The 15753-nt window shown below is 34.4% G+C and carries 10 protein-coding genes and 2 tRNA genes; 9 read left to right on the top strand and 3 right to left on the bottom strand.

What is annotated here, in order from left to right; all coding sequences use genetic code 11:
- The first annotated feature begins 99 nt into the window (after nucleotides 1-99).
- Entirely contained in the window at nucleotides 100-807 is a 708-nt protein-coding gene (gene pepE / locus EKL97_RS03430; protein ID WP_126563347.1) for a dipeptidase PepE, read from the top strand.
- Nucleotides 808-861: 54 nt separating this feature from the next.
- On the opposite strand, the gene EKL97_RS03425 is transcribed toward pepE, so the two are convergent.
- From EKL97_RS03425 to EKL97_RS03415, 3 genes are all read right to left on the bottom strand, one after another.
- Nucleotides 862-934 (bottom strand) — tRNA-Gly (locus tag EKL97_RS03425).
- A gap of 45 nt (nucleotides 935-979) precedes the next feature.
- A tRNA-Gly gene (locus tag EKL97_RS03420) sits at nucleotides 980-1052 on the bottom strand.
- A gap of 757 nt (nucleotides 1053-1809) precedes the next feature.
- On the bottom strand, nucleotides 1810-2532 hold the full coding sequence (locus EKL97_RS03415) for a murein L,D-transpeptidase catalytic domain family protein (protein ID WP_126554545.1): 723 nt from the start codon (nucleotides 2530-2532) through the stop codon (nucleotides 1810-1812).
- Between the two features lie 189 nt (nucleotides 2533-2721).
- Between EKL97_RS03415 and EKL97_RS03410 the strand changes: the two genes are divergently transcribed.
- The 8 genes from EKL97_RS03410 (at nucleotide 2722) to EKL97_RS03375 (ending at nucleotide 15744) form a co-directional block, all read left to right on the top strand.
- A complete protein-coding gene (locus EKL97_RS03410; RefSeq protein ID WP_126568120.1) occupies nucleotides 2722-5115 on the top strand; it encodes a DUF5916 domain-containing protein in 2394 nt (797 codons plus the stop codon).
- Nucleotides 5116-5247: 132 nt separating this feature from the next.
- Nucleotides 5248-7653, top strand: a complete 2406-nt coding sequence (locus EKL97_RS03405) for a DUF5916 domain-containing protein (protein ID WP_126568118.1) — start codon at nucleotides 5248-5250, stop codon at nucleotides 7651-7653.
- 141 nt (nucleotides 7654-7794) lie between these two features.
- A complete protein-coding gene (gpmI, locus tag EKL97_RS03400; protein ID WP_126568117.1) occupies nucleotides 7795-9312 on the top strand; it encodes a 2,3-bisphosphoglycerate-independent phosphoglycerate mutase in 1518 nt (505 codons plus the stop codon).
- Between the two features lie 344 nt (nucleotides 9313-9656).
- A complete protein-coding gene (locus tag EKL97_RS03395) occupies nucleotides 9657-10295 on the top strand; it encodes a leucine-rich repeat domain-containing protein (RefSeq protein WP_126458839.1) in 639 nt (212 codons plus the stop codon).
- Between the two features lie 351 nt (nucleotides 10296-10646).
- Nucleotides 10647-11318: a TetR/AcrR family transcriptional regulator gene (locus EKL97_RS03390; protein ID WP_126458836.1), complete on the top strand. Its 672-nt coding sequence runs from the start codon at nucleotides 10647-10649 to the stop codon at nucleotides 11316-11318.
- A 26-nt stretch (nucleotides 11319-11344) separates the two neighbouring features.
- On the top strand, nucleotides 11345-13003 hold the full coding sequence (locus EKL97_RS03385) for a peptidase domain-containing ABC transporter (protein WP_126458833.1): 1659 nt from the start codon (nucleotides 11345-11347) through the stop codon (nucleotides 13001-13003).
- 6 nt (nucleotides 13004-13009) lie between these two features.
- Complete coding sequence (locus EKL97_RS03380) at nucleotides 13010-14356, top strand: HlyD family secretion protein (protein WP_126458830.1); 1347 nt, start codon at nucleotides 13010-13012, stop codon at nucleotides 14354-14356.
- Nucleotides 14356-15744, top strand: coding sequence for a TolC family protein (locus EKL97_RS03375; RefSeq protein ID WP_126458827.1), 1389 nt, complete (start codon nucleotides 14356-14358; stop codon nucleotides 15742-15744). Before EKL97_RS03380 ends, EKL97_RS03375 begins: the two co-directional genes overlap by 1 nt.
- The last annotated feature ends 9 nt before the right edge of the window (nucleotides 15745-15753 follow it).

The raw sequence follows: 15753 nt of genomic DNA, 5'->3' as shown, positions 1-15753 counted from the left end.
AAATTAATTACTAATGCCTTGGTAAAAAAATGTTAATTAAAAATTTGAAATAAAAAAGCCTGATTTAATACCTTTAGCGCAAATTATGTGTCAAAAAAAATGAAAAACATCCTAATTGCAAGCACATCTACTCTTGCAAACGAGAACTATCTGGACTATTTATTACCAGAATTACAAGTGCATTTTCAAAACTGTAATACAATTCTCTTTATTCCTTACGCCAGACCTGGTGGGATCTCTCATAAAGAGTATACTGCAATGGTACGCTTGGCTTTCGCCAAAATAAATAAAGAAATAATTGGAATTCATGAGTTTGAAAACACCACATTAGCTGTAAAAAAAGCAGAAGGAATTTTCACAGGAGGTGGAAATACATTTGTTTTAGTATCACAATTATACAAAAACAACCTTATGGAAACCCTCACTGATGTGGTAAAAAACGGAACTCCGTATTTTGGAACAAGCGCAGGAAGTAACATTTGCGGATTAACGATGCAAACAACAAATGACATGCCAATAGTTTATCCCCCAAGTTTTCAAACGCTGGGATTGGTTCCTTTCAATTTGAATCCGCATTATTTAGATCCGGATACTACTTCAACACACATGGGCGAAACTCGCGAAACCCGAATTAAAGAATACCATGCATTTAATACTGTTCCGGTTTTAGGATTGAGAGAAGGAAGCTGGCTGGATATAAAAGGAGATTCAATCACCCTGAAAGGCAATCTGACCGCACGATTGTTTCGACAAAATCAAAGTCCTGAAGAACTAGAAAGCGGAACTGATTTGAGTTTTGTAAAGTAATCCTAAAATAAATGACAAAAAAAAAGCCAAAACAATTATGTTTTGGCTTGAAAGAGCGAAAGACGAGGCTCGAACTCGCGACAACCAGCTTGGAAGGCTGGAGCTCTACCAACTGAGCTACTTTCGCATGATAACAGTAAAATAAAATTTCAAACTAAAATTTGAAATTCAGAGCGAAAGACGAGGCTCGAACTCGCGACAACCAGCTTGGAAGGCTGGAGCTCTACCAACTGAGCTACTTTCGCATTAATAACGGTGCAAATATAATTAATAAGTTTGCTTCAATGCAAGTTTTTTTCTTAAAAAGTCTCAAACTTACTCCGACAGTCTTTTTTTAAAAGAGGATTCAAATCATAAAGAATTTAATATGAAAATATTATATCCTTATACTACTCAAAAAATACTTAAAAAAAACAAAGCAAAACATCAAAAAAAGGGCTGTTTAAAGACTTTTTCAGTACAATATCTTAAATTTAGGGATGAGAACTCGCTAGAAAACGGTCGTTTTGACGAAGATACTTGAGCAACAACTTGCCGTTTTGAATAGTATGCTGCTATAATCTCTTAAAAATAGCCCTCGTATTCAAGGCTAAAAATGATTTATTTACCAAAATAAGCAATTTCAAATATGGGTAATGACCATTCTAAAACAGGTTCAAACAAACTGGTTTAGGCAAAAAACGAATTGTTACCGGAGAAAAACGGCATCTCAAACAGAAACCAAATGTAATTTAGTTCAACGACCCAAAAGAAGTCCTTGGCTTTTACAAAAAAACAGAATATTTTACAAAGGAGTTAATAGTAACGGAATATTTACTGAACGACGGAGTCAATTGGAATCTGGAATAAATCAAAGAAACGTTACAGAACAAAAGAACAAAATTTGTCAAAATCAAAAAAAAAGTCGCCTTTCATCTCTTATATTGGACTGCTTGGAGCGAGAACAATAAATTGATTTTTAAAGATGATAGCGATACTTTTGATGCTGCTTTATACGGCAAATTACAAAACTGATTTGGATCCAAATTTTGACACTCTTGAAGGATGATAAATAAAGAAACAGGATTTATCTTTGATAACACTGATAATTGCTTTAGACAAGGTTACAGGAACAGCAGGACAACCCAAACTTCTTCCTAATCTTTGATTGTTTTTTATAAATGAATTAGAAACATACTCTGCTGCATGCATCACCACGCCTCTTGCTCTGGCATTATCATTTACTCCTTTTTCCAGACCATCTAATCGAAGTGACATCCCATGTTTACCAACGTAAATTTCGCCTGTTGAATAAAAGCCTAAACTACTCTTAAAGGATTCCGCAGTATTTGAAAAATTCGAAGCAAATTCATCGCCCGTATTTCTACCATGTGCAACCAAAGAATTAAATAAGACCTCACCGGTACCCAGATTGATCACCCAGAGTCTTTTAATATTAGAAGACAAACTAAAATCAATTAAGGTCAAAATTTCCTTCTTGACTAATCCTTTTTCTTTCAACAAATAGTATCCTTTTAGCGCTTCGGAGAAACTTTCTAATTTAGGCAGTGCAAATTTATTGGAATGCAAATTATTATATGCCACTGTAATATTATCGTCTAAACTCGGTTTCACAGCTTCAGCGTAAATCACTGGCGTGTGTGTCTTTGGTTCAGGAAAGTTGTTTTTGATTGGCACAAACGAAACTAGCAGCAAAAAAATAGTAAGAAATATGTTATAAATCATTGATTGTCTTTAAGTTATGGACTAATTGAGGATTGCAAACGTACGTTAAAAATCAAGCCAGAAACCACTTTTTAACAAAGTTTATTCTAACTCTAACGAAAAAAGTGACAAAATATTGAGTAATAAACTTAAAAAAAATACCGTTTATATGTTAATTTTACTATTTTTGTTCAATTATCCTTCAGATTTATGTTCAAATTACTACCTATCACTTTATTATATTTCATATTCTCTAGTTTGAATGCACAAAGTCAAAAAAAAACGCTTCAGGCAAAACCCACCACAGAAAACATTATAATTGACGGAAGATTTAATGAGGAAATATGGAAAACCGCCGCAGTAGCTTCGGATTTTATCATGTTTGAGCCTGATAATGGCAAACCAATCAGTGCGGATAAAAAAACAGAGGTAAAAATATTGTATGACAATAATGCCATTTACATCTCAGCACTGCTATATGATGACGAACCTGATAAAATTCAGAAAGAAATTACGAATAGAGATATTTTTGGTGTTTCCGATCATTTTTCCGTCTATATCAACGGATTCAATGATGGCCAGCAAGATTTTCGTTTTTTTGTAAGTGCGGCAGGCGTACAAATGGACTGTATAGCAACGGAAGATTTTGAAGATTTTAGTTGGGATGCCATTTGGGACAGCCAAGTAACGCTCACTGAATTTGGCTGGACTGTAGAAATGAAGATTCCCTACGCCGCTTTACGATTTTCCAAAGCGGACAAACAAATCTGGGGGTTAAACTTTATGCGGGAAATCAAGCGCGACGTACAAAAATATACCTGGAATAGGATTGATACTAAAATTGGAGCCGTAATTCCGCAAGCGGGAATCCTGCAGGGAATTGAAAATATAAAGACACCGACACGACTTTTTTTGATTCCGTATTCATCGGCGTATTACCAACAAAGTGCGATAGGCTCAGGCATTACTTTAAAAGCGGGCTTGGATATCAAATACGGCATCAATGATTCCTTTACATTAGATGCTATTTTGGTACCTGACTTTGGTCAGACAAAATTTGATAATGCTATATTATATTTAGAGCCATTTGAGCAACAATTAGAAGAAAACCGGCCTTTTTTTACAGAGGGAACCGATCTTTTTAACAAAGGTGGTTTGTTTTATTCCAGACGAATTGGCGGAGGATCCACTACAGAATTACTGCTTGAAAATCAAGAAGAAATAACAAATTATCCCAGCACCGTAAACTTACTGAATGCCGTAAAAATATCCGGCCGAACCGAGAAAGGATTGGGAATTGGATTCCTGAATGCCGTTACGGAAAAGACTAAAGCTACTATTTTAAACAACGACACCGGCCAAATTAGAAAAGAAGTAATTGAACCTTTGACTAATTATAATCTATTTGTAGTGGATCAACGTTTTAACCAAAACTCATCTGTTACTTTTATAAATGCAAACACCACCAGAAATGGCGATTTCAGAGATGCAAATACCTCTGCATTGTTATTTGATTTGAATACAAAAGCCAATACCTATAGTTTGTATGGCGATTTCAAATACAGTTCCATCAAAACGACTGAAGATTACGACGGATTTAAAACAGAAATAGGTTTTGCCAAAACGAGTGGGAAATATCGGTATGGATTTTCTGGAAAATACGTCTCCGAAAACTATGACATCAATGATTTAGGAATCAATTTTTATTCTAATTACCACAATGCCTATGCAAATGGAAGCTACAGAATTGTAAATCCGACAAAACTATTTAATACCTTCAGAATCAATCAATATGTCAATTTTGAAATGGACAACACCTCCGGTAAGTTACAGACTGGTGCTTTTGGAACAGAAACTAAGGCCACAACATTAAATAACGACGCTTTAGAATTTGTAGTAGAGTTTTCTCCATTGAAAACCTATGATTTTTATGAACCACGAGAATATGGCAAATATGTATTTCTCCCGGAAAAAGTTTTTGCAGCAGTAAATTTCACGTCTAACGACAACAATCCTTTTACATTAGTACTCCAGCCTTCCTTCACAAAATACAATGAAAAGAACCGAAACGTTTATGGGTTGTATATAAGTCCAAAATACCGATTTAACGACAGACTTTCAATTACTTACATATTGGATTATTTTAACAAAACCAATGATCGTGGCTGGGTAGATTCGGATCCTACGGTGATAATTTTTGCAGAACGCAGCAGAGAAACTGCCCAAAATGATTTTACCGGAAAATATGCGATCAACAATAGAATGACTGTAAATCTAACCGCACGCTATTATTGGTCTTATTCAAAAAATCATAAATTCCTTACCTTACAAAATTCCGGTTATTTGACTCCAAACAATACCTACGCACAAAATAAAGACAGAAATTTTAATTCTTGGAACTTCGATTTATCCTATTCCTGGTGGTTTGCTCCAGGAAGTGAAATCTCTGTTTTGTACCGAAATTTTGGTTTAGAAAGAACAGATATGGTGGAAAAAGATTTGTCTGCAAATCTTAAAAACATTTTCAACAGTGACCTGACCAATGTGCTTTCTATTAGCATCCGCTATTTTATAGACTACAATGTGATCAAAAATAAATTTTAATTTTTTTGAATCAAACTGTAACATTCCATTGAAAAGAAAGTCTAGTAGAATAAACTATTGTGTGAATTGGTGCATTTTCACTTTGAAACTATTTTAGTTTTTCTAATTTTGTTGCAACAATTGAACTATTTCATGAAGAATTCTTTCTTATTTTGTTTTTTAGCACTCTCTTTTATTGGCTACAGCCAAAAAAAAGTATTACACACTAAATTTATTTCGGATAAAATTACTATCGATGGAAACCTAAATGAAGCGACATGGCAATCCGCAGTAATAGCGACTGATTTTATCATGTTTGAACCTGATAACGGCAAAAAAATTCCTGACAATAAAAGAACAGAGGTTCGCATAGTGTACGATAATGATGCCCTATATATTGGCGCAACTATGTATGATGAAAATCCTGATAAAATCCTGAGAGAAATTACCCAAAGAGATAATTTTGGCACTACTGATCTTTTTGGCGTTTTTATAAATGGTTTTAATGATGGGCAACAAGATTTTCAATTTTTTGTCAATGCAGCAGACGGTCAGGCTGATTGCATCACTACAGATACCAATGGCGAAGATTATTCCTGGGATGCCGTATGGAATAGCAAAGCAGTAATTACGAAAAAAGGCTGGATTGTAGAAATGCGAATTCCCTATGCAGCCTTGCGTTTTTCGGGAGAAAAGAAACAAACTTGGGGACTTAATTTCTTTAGGGAAATACGACGAGACCGTCATAAATACACTTGGAATTTCATCGATTCTAAATTAGGCACCTTTACCCAGCAAACCGGAATTCTGGAAGGAATTGAAAATATAAAACCACCTACCCGACTCTTTCTTTTGCCGTATTCTTCCTTTTATGTAAATGCAAACAGCCAAGAAAAAACTATCGGGACACTCAAAGGCGGATTGGATTTGAAGTACGGAATAAATGATGCTTTTACTCTGGACATGATCCTTGTGCCTGATTTTGGACAAACAAAATTTGATGATAAAATTCTAAATCTCGGTCCTTTTGAACAGCAATTCAACGAAAACAGACCTTTTTTTACAGAGGGAACGGATTTGTTCAGCAAAGGCAATCTACTATATTCCAGACGGATTGGGGGAACGCCCTCCTACAAACTAAATAAAAATGAATCGTTTGCGGAAGCCCCAAATATTAGTCTTATTAATGCCTTTAAAATTTCGGGACGAACTAAAGACGGATTAGGAATAGGAATTTTGAACGCTGTTACTAAAAATACCCCAACGACTATTTTCAACAATGAAAGCAGGGCATTAAGAACTGAACTTGAACCTCTGGCTAACTATAGTGTATTGGTTTTAGACCAGCGCTTTCGCAAAAACTCCTCAGTTGCATTTGTAAACACCAATGTAACTCGGAACGGACATTTTCGTGATGGGAATGTTACGGCACTAGTTTGGGATTTGAATACAAAAAAGAACACCTACAACATTTCGGGAGATTTTAAGTACAGTTACATAAATGATACCGAAGAGAAAACAGGGATTAACTCCCAATTGAATTTCTCTGAAACCAGCGGAAAATTTCGTTACGGGCTGGGCGCTGATATCACAACTAAAAATTTCGATAACAATGATTTAGGAATCAATTTCGAGACTAATTATTATAGCATTTATGGCAATTCCAGTTATCGAATATTGAATCCAACGAAGTATTTCAACACTTTTAATGCTCGAATAAATATGTATTCCCAATTTCAAAAAGAAACTGGCAAAGTGCAGTCCAGCAACATCAGCTTTCAGATTAACTCAAATAACAAAAAAAATCATTATTTTGGAATGGGAATTGATGCCAATCCATTAGAAACATTTGATTATTATGAACCCAGATCGGCAGATCGATTTGTAATAAAACCAACCAAAATTGGTGGCTTTGTTTATCTTTCTTCAAATTATAATAATCCATTTGCAATTAATTTTAACCCTTCATTTGCAATTTTTGATGAAACCGGAAGAAACTCTTATGGGTTTTCTTTAGGTCCGAGATACCGATTTAGCGATAAAATATCTTTGAATTACAATTTCAACTTTTTGAGACAAAACAATAACAAAGGGTATGTAGACAGTGTGAATGACGACATGAATGCAACCACACCAAACACAATTGTTTTTGCCAATAGAAATGTAATTACGTATTCTAATACTCTTTCAGGGAAATATTCATTAAACAGTCAGATGACTTTTAATCTCTCAATACGTCAATACTGGTCGTATGCTGAAAACAAAAACGCATTGTCATTGCAACAAAACGGCAGATTGGCTAATTTCATGGCCTACACTAGCAATAAAAATTCCAGTTTTTACTCCTGGAATACGGATTTATCCTATTCCTGGTGGTTTGCCCCCGGTAGCCAAGTGTCCGTTCTCTATCGAAATAATGCAGCTGCATTTGAAAGAAATATTAATAAAGAATTTAGTGAGAATGTCACTAATTTATTGAACAACGAAGCACTAAGCCATGTTTTTTCGATAAGCATTCGCTATTTTATCGATTACAATGAGGTTAAGAACAAATTCTAAAATACGTTTATTTCAAAAAAGTCCCTTTTCTATAGCAAAATAATCATTATTTGCAGGTGATCCCCTTAGAATGAATAATAGTGTTTTTTATTCATTCGAACCTTTTTAGAAATGTTTTATCTTTGTTTAAAATAAATTTCCATGAACAAAAAAGTAATTCTTATGATTCTGGATGGTTGGGGAAAATCTCCTGACCCAAAAGTTTCTGCAATCGACAATGCCAATATCCCTTTTATTAATAGCCTATATAAAAATTACCCCAGTGCTCAACTACGAACTGACGGTTTAAATGTTGGACTTCCTGAAGGCCAAATGGGAAACAGTGAAGTAGGACACATGAATCTTGGAGCAGGTAGAATTATATATCAGGATTTAGCTAAGATTAACCTTGCTGTTGCAAATGAAACTTTAGCAAAGGAGCCCGTTTTAGTTGATGCTTTTACGTATGCCAGAACACACAATAAAAAAGTACATTTTTTAGGCCTAGTTTCTGATGGTGGTGTACACTCACACACCTCTCATTTGCGCGGTTTGATTGATGCTACACAACAACACGGATTACAAAAAGTTTTCGTTCATGCTTTCACGGACGGTCGCGATGTGGATCCAAAATCCGGTACACATTACATTCAGGATTTACAGAATTATATGGCGAATACTACTGTAAAACTGGCTTCGGTTGTGGGACGCTATTATGCAATGGATCGGGACAAACGCTGGGAAAGAGTAAAACTAGCTTACGATTTATTGGTAAACGGAATTGGAACATCTACTACAAATGCAGTAGCTTCTATCCAAGAAAGCTATGAAGTCAATGTAACGGATGAATTTATTCACCCAACAGTTATGGTGGATGAACTAGGCAAACCTGTAGCAACCATAGAAGATGATGATGTGGTTATTTTCTTTAATTTCAGAACGGATAGAGGAAGAGAACTAACCGAAGTATTGACACAAATAGATTGTCATGAGCAAAACATGCACAAACTCAATTTGTATTATGTGACGCTAACCAATTATGATGAAACTTACAAAAACATAAAAGTCGTATATAACAAAGATAATATCACGGAAACCCTTGGGGAAGTTTTAGAAAAAGCCCATAAAAAGCAAATTCGTATTGCCGAAACGGAGAAATATCCACACGTGACTTTCTTCTTTTCTGGCGGGAGAGAACAGCCTTTTCTTGGCGAAAGCCGCATCCTGAAAAACTCTCCAAAGGTAGCCACGTATGATTTACAACCGGAAATGAGTGCCTTTGAATTAACAGAATCTTTAGTTTGTGAACTAGAGAAAGAAGAGGTAGATTTTGTTTGCCTAAATTTTGCCAATGGGGATATGGTAGGACACACCGGAATTATGAGTGCTGCCATACAAGCCTGTGAAGCCGTTGATAAATGCGTAGCAAAAGTAATCACAACTGCATTAGCGCATAATTACACTACCATTGTCATTGCAGATCACGGGAACTGTGAAACGATGATCAATCCTGATGGAAGTCCAAACACCGCACATACAACTAATCCCGTTCCCATTATTTTAGTAGACAACGACTTGAAAACCATTCATGATGGAGTTCTTGGCGACATTGCTCCAACAATCTTGGAATTAATGGGTGTGGAAAAACCTGCTGTTATGACCTGTCATTCCTTACTTTAAGGATACTAAGTAAGTCGAAAGTTTAAAAGTCGTAAAGTCAAAAGAATTAACTTTAAGCAAAACAGCTTTAAATCAGATTGTTACATAATTTTATCCTGATTTTAAAATACGCCATTATACCATGGTTATTACTTACATAAAAATGTCCCAATAAAAAACTACTTGATTCAAGTAGTTTTTTTTTACAAAAAAAAGTTAAATACTTTTATGTTTGATAGCGTTACTATTATATTTGCAAACAAGAAACAATCACTAACAAGAAAGCATGAATTCTACTGTACTTGTGTTCAATAGCAAATAAAAGACGGGTAATAACCCTACGAATCAAACTAAATTCAAACACAATGAAAATATTTTACACAATCACCCTTTTTTTAATGACCCAAATAAGTATTGGGCAAATCGTTGATTCGATTCAAATCAAAAAAGAGTTCACTAATATAGAACAGGCTTTAAAGGAGCCCGAGAAAGTGTTCCGCCTAAATTTGAGTAATCAAACCTTAAAATTGGACAGCCTTAACTGGTCAAAATTCATAAATCTTGAGTACTTAAGTTTGAAAAATGATCATTTAACGGTAATTCCAAAAGAAATAACACTACTAAAAAAACTTAAAGTACTAGAATTAAGCGGAAATGATTTTTCAGTATTGCCAGAAGATTTTTGGAAGTTAAAAAGCTTAGAAGAACTTTTTTTAAACGATGAAACAAATTTAAATTTAGAGGCGAATATAGAAATAATGAGCAAAATGAAATCTTTACGAATATTACATTTAGAAAATGACAATTTAAACAATATGCCATCATCCATCAGTAGTTTAAAAAATTTAGAATTTTTATATTTGAACAACAATCAATTTAAAGAAATTCCAAAAGAAATCAAACAATTAAAACACTTACAATTGCTAGAAATAAAAGATAATAAAATCATGGTTCCAGAGCGGTCTACAGAAAATTTAAATTTTGGTTTTAGAGTAAATCTATAAGACAGGCACAAAAAGATAGAGTAGCAACCATTCACTGACTGGACGTTTTAGCATGGTGGCCGTATTAAAACGAGTAGTTGCTACATTTTTATTTGTTTTTAACAAAAGTAAAGAACTTGGGCAGTACAAAAAACGACTAGATCTATTGCAATTTATTCAGTTCGTCTGAATGATCCTGCTAATTATGGTGCGCTAAGCATCCGCTTTAACCAAATATAGGATCTGAAATTAAAGAAATTATCCCTAGAAATTAGAGAATAAATGTATCTAAATTCAATGCTTACAATATATTTAGTAAAACACTTTTTTATAGCTGGTAATGCTACTATATTTATATAAAATTTCAATAAAATGAATACGGTTCTCTCCAATTTAAAAATACAAATCAACGAAAAAATCTATGTAAAGGATCCTGAGACATCAGCTTTAGGAAAAAAAATCATAGAGCAAAGTATCCTTTTAATCCATGAGATTGGCTTTGATAATTTTACTTTCAAGAAATTAGGAGAGAAAATCAAATCTAATGAAAGTTCCATCTATCGGTATTTTGAGAACAAACATAAATTACTGGTTTATTTATCGTCCTGGCATTGGAGTTGGATGGAATACAAGCTAGTTTTTGCAACCACAAATGTTTTGGATCCCAAAGAAAAACTCAGAAAAGCCATTACAATTGTTACTGAAAAAATAACGAATGACAATAGTGCCTTATACATTAACGAGGCCGTTCTAAATAAAATTATCATTTCAGAATTTACTAAAACGTTACATACCAAAGAAATCGATCAGGAAAACAAGGAAGGTTTTTTCTTGATTTACAAAAGAGTAATCAATAGAATTGTGGCTATTGTAAAAGAAGTAAATCCGGAATACCCCTTTTCAAAATCCCTAATTTCAACAATTGTTGAAGGAAGTTTGCACCAACATTTTTTAATGGATCATTTAAAAACCATCACAGATTGTACTGATTCTGAGAGCACCACTGATTTTTATCAAAATCTTGCAGAAAAAGTTTTAAGTTAAAAAAAAAAAAAAAAAACACTCCCATTATGACTCCCTTAAAACGATTTTACAATCTACTTGAATTAGATAAAAAAGACGTCTATCAAATATTTTTTTACGCCATTTTTGCCGGACTACTCAGTTTGTCCCTTCCACTGGGAATACAGGCAATTACAAATTTTATCCAATCCGGAAGAGTTAGCGCATCATGGATTGTGCTAATCATTTTAGTCATTTTTGGTGTGGCATTAGTGGGTATTTTATCCATCATGCAATTGCGGATTACGGAAAACTTACAACAAAAAATATTTGTACGTTCCTCTTTTGAGTTTGCTGCACGACTGCCTAAAATAAAATCAAAAGAATTATACTACAGCTATCCGCCGGAGCTAGCCAATCGTTTCTTTGACACAATGATAATTCAAAAAGGGACTTCAAAGTTACTAACTGATTTCTCTGCAGCATTGTTACAAATTGTTTTCGGGATAATATTATTGTCCTTATACCATCCTTACTTTATCATATTTGGTGTTTTACTGCTTGCATTGCTGTATTTTATTTTTAAATTTTCTTTTAAATCCGGACTGGAAACGAGCTTAAAAGAATCTAAATTCAAATACAAGGTAGCGAGTTGGCTACAAGAAATAGCTCGCAATAATTTTAGTTTTAGAAACGAGCTAAATTATGATTTTGCTTTAAAAAAAACCAACATGATTGTAACCGATTACCTGGTGTATCGAGATAAACATTTTAATGTGATCAAAAAACAATTTACGCATTTGATTATTTTCAAAGTCATCATTACCGGAAGTTTACTATCCATCGGTGGATTCTTAGTTTTATCTCAACAAATGAATATTGGCCAATTTGTAGCTGCTGAAATTATTATTTTATTAGTTATCAATTCCGTCGAAAAAATAATTATTGGATTGGAAACTTTTTATGACGTACTCACATCTATTGAAAAAATTGGAGAGGTAACGGACTTAGAATTAGAAAATTCTTCCATTGTTAACAGTGACATCTGTTACAATAAAATCTCAATGGAAATAGAAAACCTTACATTCAAATTTCCAGATTCAGAAAAAGAAATTTTAAACTCTATTTCATTAAAAATAGAACAAGGAGACCGAATTGTAATAAATGGAGAAAATGGCTCTGGAAAAACAACTTTAATTAGGATATTATCCGGCTTATTGCAGCCTACCAGCGGTTCCTTTTATGTAAATGACGATACTTTTCGTAAAATAAACATAAAACAATACCTCTCGCAAATAGGAAGTGTCATTTATGGAGAGAAACCTTTTGAGGGAACCTTGCAAGAAAATATTACTTTTAACGATCCTTCCGTCAGTTCCGAAGATATAAAATGGGCGGTAGACGGAGTACAACTCACCTCTTTTATCAAATTGTTCCCTAAAGGATTAGACACCCGAATTTACCCAGAAGGACGACAATTATCCTCGTCTAACGCGCAAAAAGTACTATTAGCCAGAAGCATCATTCACAAACCCAAAATACTTTTTTACGAAGACCCAACTGACACCATGGATGAAAAAGTAGCTAATGAAATTATAGATTTTATTACATCCGATAAAAATAAATGGACGATTATCGTATCCTCAAAAAACCCGTATTGGGAAACCAAATGCAATCGAAAAATCACGATGAAAAATGGGCATATTCAACTTGATTTAAAAAAATAATTAGTCATGCTAAACATTTCAGACAACAAAATAAAACTGCAACAGCTAGACCAATACGAAGCGGTCAAAAATCTAACAAACAGGCCGCATTATAAAATTTTAAATAAAATTATAGCGGGTGTTTCCATAATTGGTATAATTGCACTTTTCTTGCCATGGACTCAAAATATTTCTGGTACTGGAGCTGTTACCACCTTAAAACCAAGTCAAAGACCACAATCTATCCAAAGTATAATCTCCGGTCGAATTGAAAAATGGTACGTTCAGGAAGGCGATTTTGTCAAGAAAGGCGACACCATACTCTTTATCTCAGAGATCAAAGAAGATTATATGGATCCAAATTTAGTGCAAAATACCAAAAGTCAGATCGATGCCAAAAAACAATCTTTGCAATCTTATGGGTCTAAAGTAAGCACGCTTTTAGAACAAATTCAAGCCATTGAAAGGGAGAAAGTCTTAAAACTAGAACAAGCACAAAACAAAATAAAACAATCTGTTTTAAAAATAGAAAGTGACAGTATGGATCTTGTTGCGGTAAAAACCCAACTAAAAATTGCAACTACACAATACAATCGATCCGTACAATTGAACAAAGAAGGCTTGAAACCGCTAACTGATATTGAAGAAAAAAGATTAAAACTGCAGGAAGTTGAAGCTAAAATCATCACTCAAGAAAACAAGTACTTAATCAGTAAAAACGAGTTGATCAATGCAAAAGTAGAAATAAACCGAATAAGTGCGGAATATACCGAAAAAGTTTCTAAAGCAAATAGTGAGAAATTCACAGCGCTCAGCAGCCAGTTTGAAACAGATGTTCAAGTCTCTAAACTGGAGAATCTATACGCAAACTACAGCATCCGTAATGGAATGTATTACATCAAAGCATCCCAAAACGGCTATATCAACAGGGCCTTGCAATCCGGCCTTGGGGAAACAGTGAAAGAAGGCACTCCAATAGCCACTATCATGCCCTCAGATTATGATATCGCTGTGGAAACATTTGTAAATCCAATCGATTTGCCATTATTAGCGAAAGGTGAAAAAGTACGCGTTTGGTTTGATGGATGGCCTACTATTGTTTTTTCAGGATGGCCTAATATGTCTTACGGAACTTTTGGAGGTGAAATTGTAGCTATTGAAAATTTCATTAGCGTCAATGGAAAATACCGAGTTTTGATTGCTCCAGATAAAAACGAAGACAAATGGCCTGTTCAATTAAGTATTGGTGCTGGTGCGCAAACAATCGCTTTATTGGACAATGTCCCTGTATGGTTCGAGCTGTGGAGAACCTTGAACGGATTTCCGCCTAATTATTACAAACCTTCGCCTACAATAACAACAGAAAAAAAATAATGAAACAGATATTTTTAGCATTTTTATTCTTCGGGCTTTCTGCGGGTGCTCAAGAAAAAATATCCAACGAACTGACCTTTACTGAATTTCTGGGGTATGTAAAAAAGTACCATCCCTTGGTGAAAAATGCCAATTTAGAAATCAGTAAATCCCAAGCTAATTTGATGATGGCCCGTGGTGGTTTTGACCCAAAAATTGAAGTTGATTTCAGTGAAAAACAATTCAAAGGCAGCGAATATTATTCCATTTTAAACAGCAGTTTCAAAATACCCACATGGTATGGCATCGAGATTAAAGCGGGCTTCGATAATAGTGAAGGCGTGTATTTGAATCCCCAAAACACGCTTCCCAATCAAGGATTAACTTCGCTAGGAGTGACCATTCCGCTTGGGCAAGGTTTGTTTATAAATCAAAGGATGGCTGATGTTCGAAAAGCCAAAATGCAAATGCAACTGAGTCTGGCAGAACGAAAACTGCAGGCCATTGTGGTTTTATATGATGCTTCATTGGCGTATTTCAATTGGAAAAAAAACTTCAACGAAGTTGCCTTGTACCAGGAATACAACCAGAATGCACAAATTCGTTTCAAAGGAATTCAATCGTTAATCATTCAAGGGGACAAACCCTCCATTGATAGTGTTGAAGCAGGAATTATTGTAAAAAACAGAAAGCTGAGCCTGGAAGATTCGAACCTAAAATTGGCTAAAGCCAAGTTAGAACTGGCAACTTTTCTTTGGCTAGAAAACAACATTCCGCTAGAATTATCCGATGCCTTAATTCCTGAAATACAATTAGAATTTACCATTCAGGAAAGTTTAAAAACCAATGCCTTATTGAATTCAGATTTCTCCATCACCAATCACCCCAAAATAAATGCATTGCAAAGCAAAATTGATATGCTGAATGTGGAACGAAAACTAAAAGCCAACATGCTTTTGCCTAAAATTGATGTGGGGTACTCTTATATTTCAGAACCCAGTTATATTGACAACTATCAATTTGAGGATTATAAAATTGGATTGGATTTCTATTTTCCTTTATTTCTTAGAAAAGAACGCGGTAGTTTGAAACTGGCAAAATACAAAGTACAGGAATCTGAATTTGTATTGGATTTGGAAAAAGTGCAGTTGACTAATAAAATCAATGCCCAAAAACTAGAAATCAAATCACTCTTAAAACAACAGGAGTTAATCAAAGATTTAGTGCAAGACAATCTCATCATGCTAAATTCAGAGGAACGTTTGTTCTCTTTTGGTGAAAGCTCGTTGTTTTTAATCAATATCCGGGAAAATAATTTAGTTACGGCACAACTTTCGAAAATAGCATTAGAAAACCGTTTTTACATCTCTAATTCGGACCTTTTTAAAATCATGGCCAATCCGGATTAAATACTTATA

The sequence above is a fragment of the Flavobacterium sp. LS1P28 genome (assembly GCF_003970335.1).
Taxonomy (GTDB): Bacteria; Bacteroidota; Bacteroidia; order Flavobacteriales; family Flavobacteriaceae; genus Flavobacterium.
This window is presented reverse-complemented; position numbering and strand designations above follow the sequence as displayed.

What these genes read in the sequence shown, in the direction of transcription:
- EKL97_RS03405 (WP_126568118.1), top strand. Translation starts at nt 5,248, where the DNA reads ATGAAGAATTCTTTCTTATTTTGTTTTTTAGCACTCTCTTTTATTGGC.
- EKL97_RS03380 (WP_126458830.1), top strand. Translation starts at nt 13,010, where the DNA reads ATGCTAAACATTTCAGACAACAAAATAAAACTGCAACAGCTAGACCAA.
- pepE (WP_126563347.1), top strand. Translation starts at nt 100, where the DNA reads ATGAAAAACATCCTAATTGCAAGCACATCTACTCTTGCAAACGAGAAC.
- EKL97_RS03375 (WP_126458827.1), top strand. Translation starts at nt 14,356, where the DNA reads ATGAAACAGATATTTTTAGCATTTTTATTCTTCGGGCTTTCTGCGGGT.
- EKL97_RS03385 (WP_126458833.1), top strand. Translation starts at nt 11,345, where the DNA reads ATGACTCCCTTAAAACGATTTTACAATCTACTTGAATTAGATAAAAAA.
- EKL97_RS03395 (WP_126458839.1), top strand. Translation starts at nt 9,657, where the DNA reads ATGAAAATATTTTACACAATCACCCTTTTTTTAATGACCCAAATAAGT.
- EKL97_RS03410 (WP_126568120.1), top strand. Translation starts at nt 2,722, where the DNA reads ATGTTCAAATTACTACCTATCACTTTATTATATTTCATATTCTCTAGT.
- EKL97_RS03415 (WP_126554545.1), bottom strand. Translation starts at nt 2,532, where the DNA reads ATGATTTATAACATATTTCTTACTATTTTTTTGCTGCTAGTTTCGTTT.
- EKL97_RS03390 (WP_126458836.1), top strand. Translation starts at nt 10,647, where the DNA reads ATGAATACGGTTCTCTCCAATTTAAAAATACAAATCAACGAAAAAATC.
- gpmI (WP_126568117.1), top strand. Translation starts at nt 7,795, where the DNA reads ATGAACAAAAAAGTAATTCTTATGATTCTGGATGGTTGGGGAAAATCT.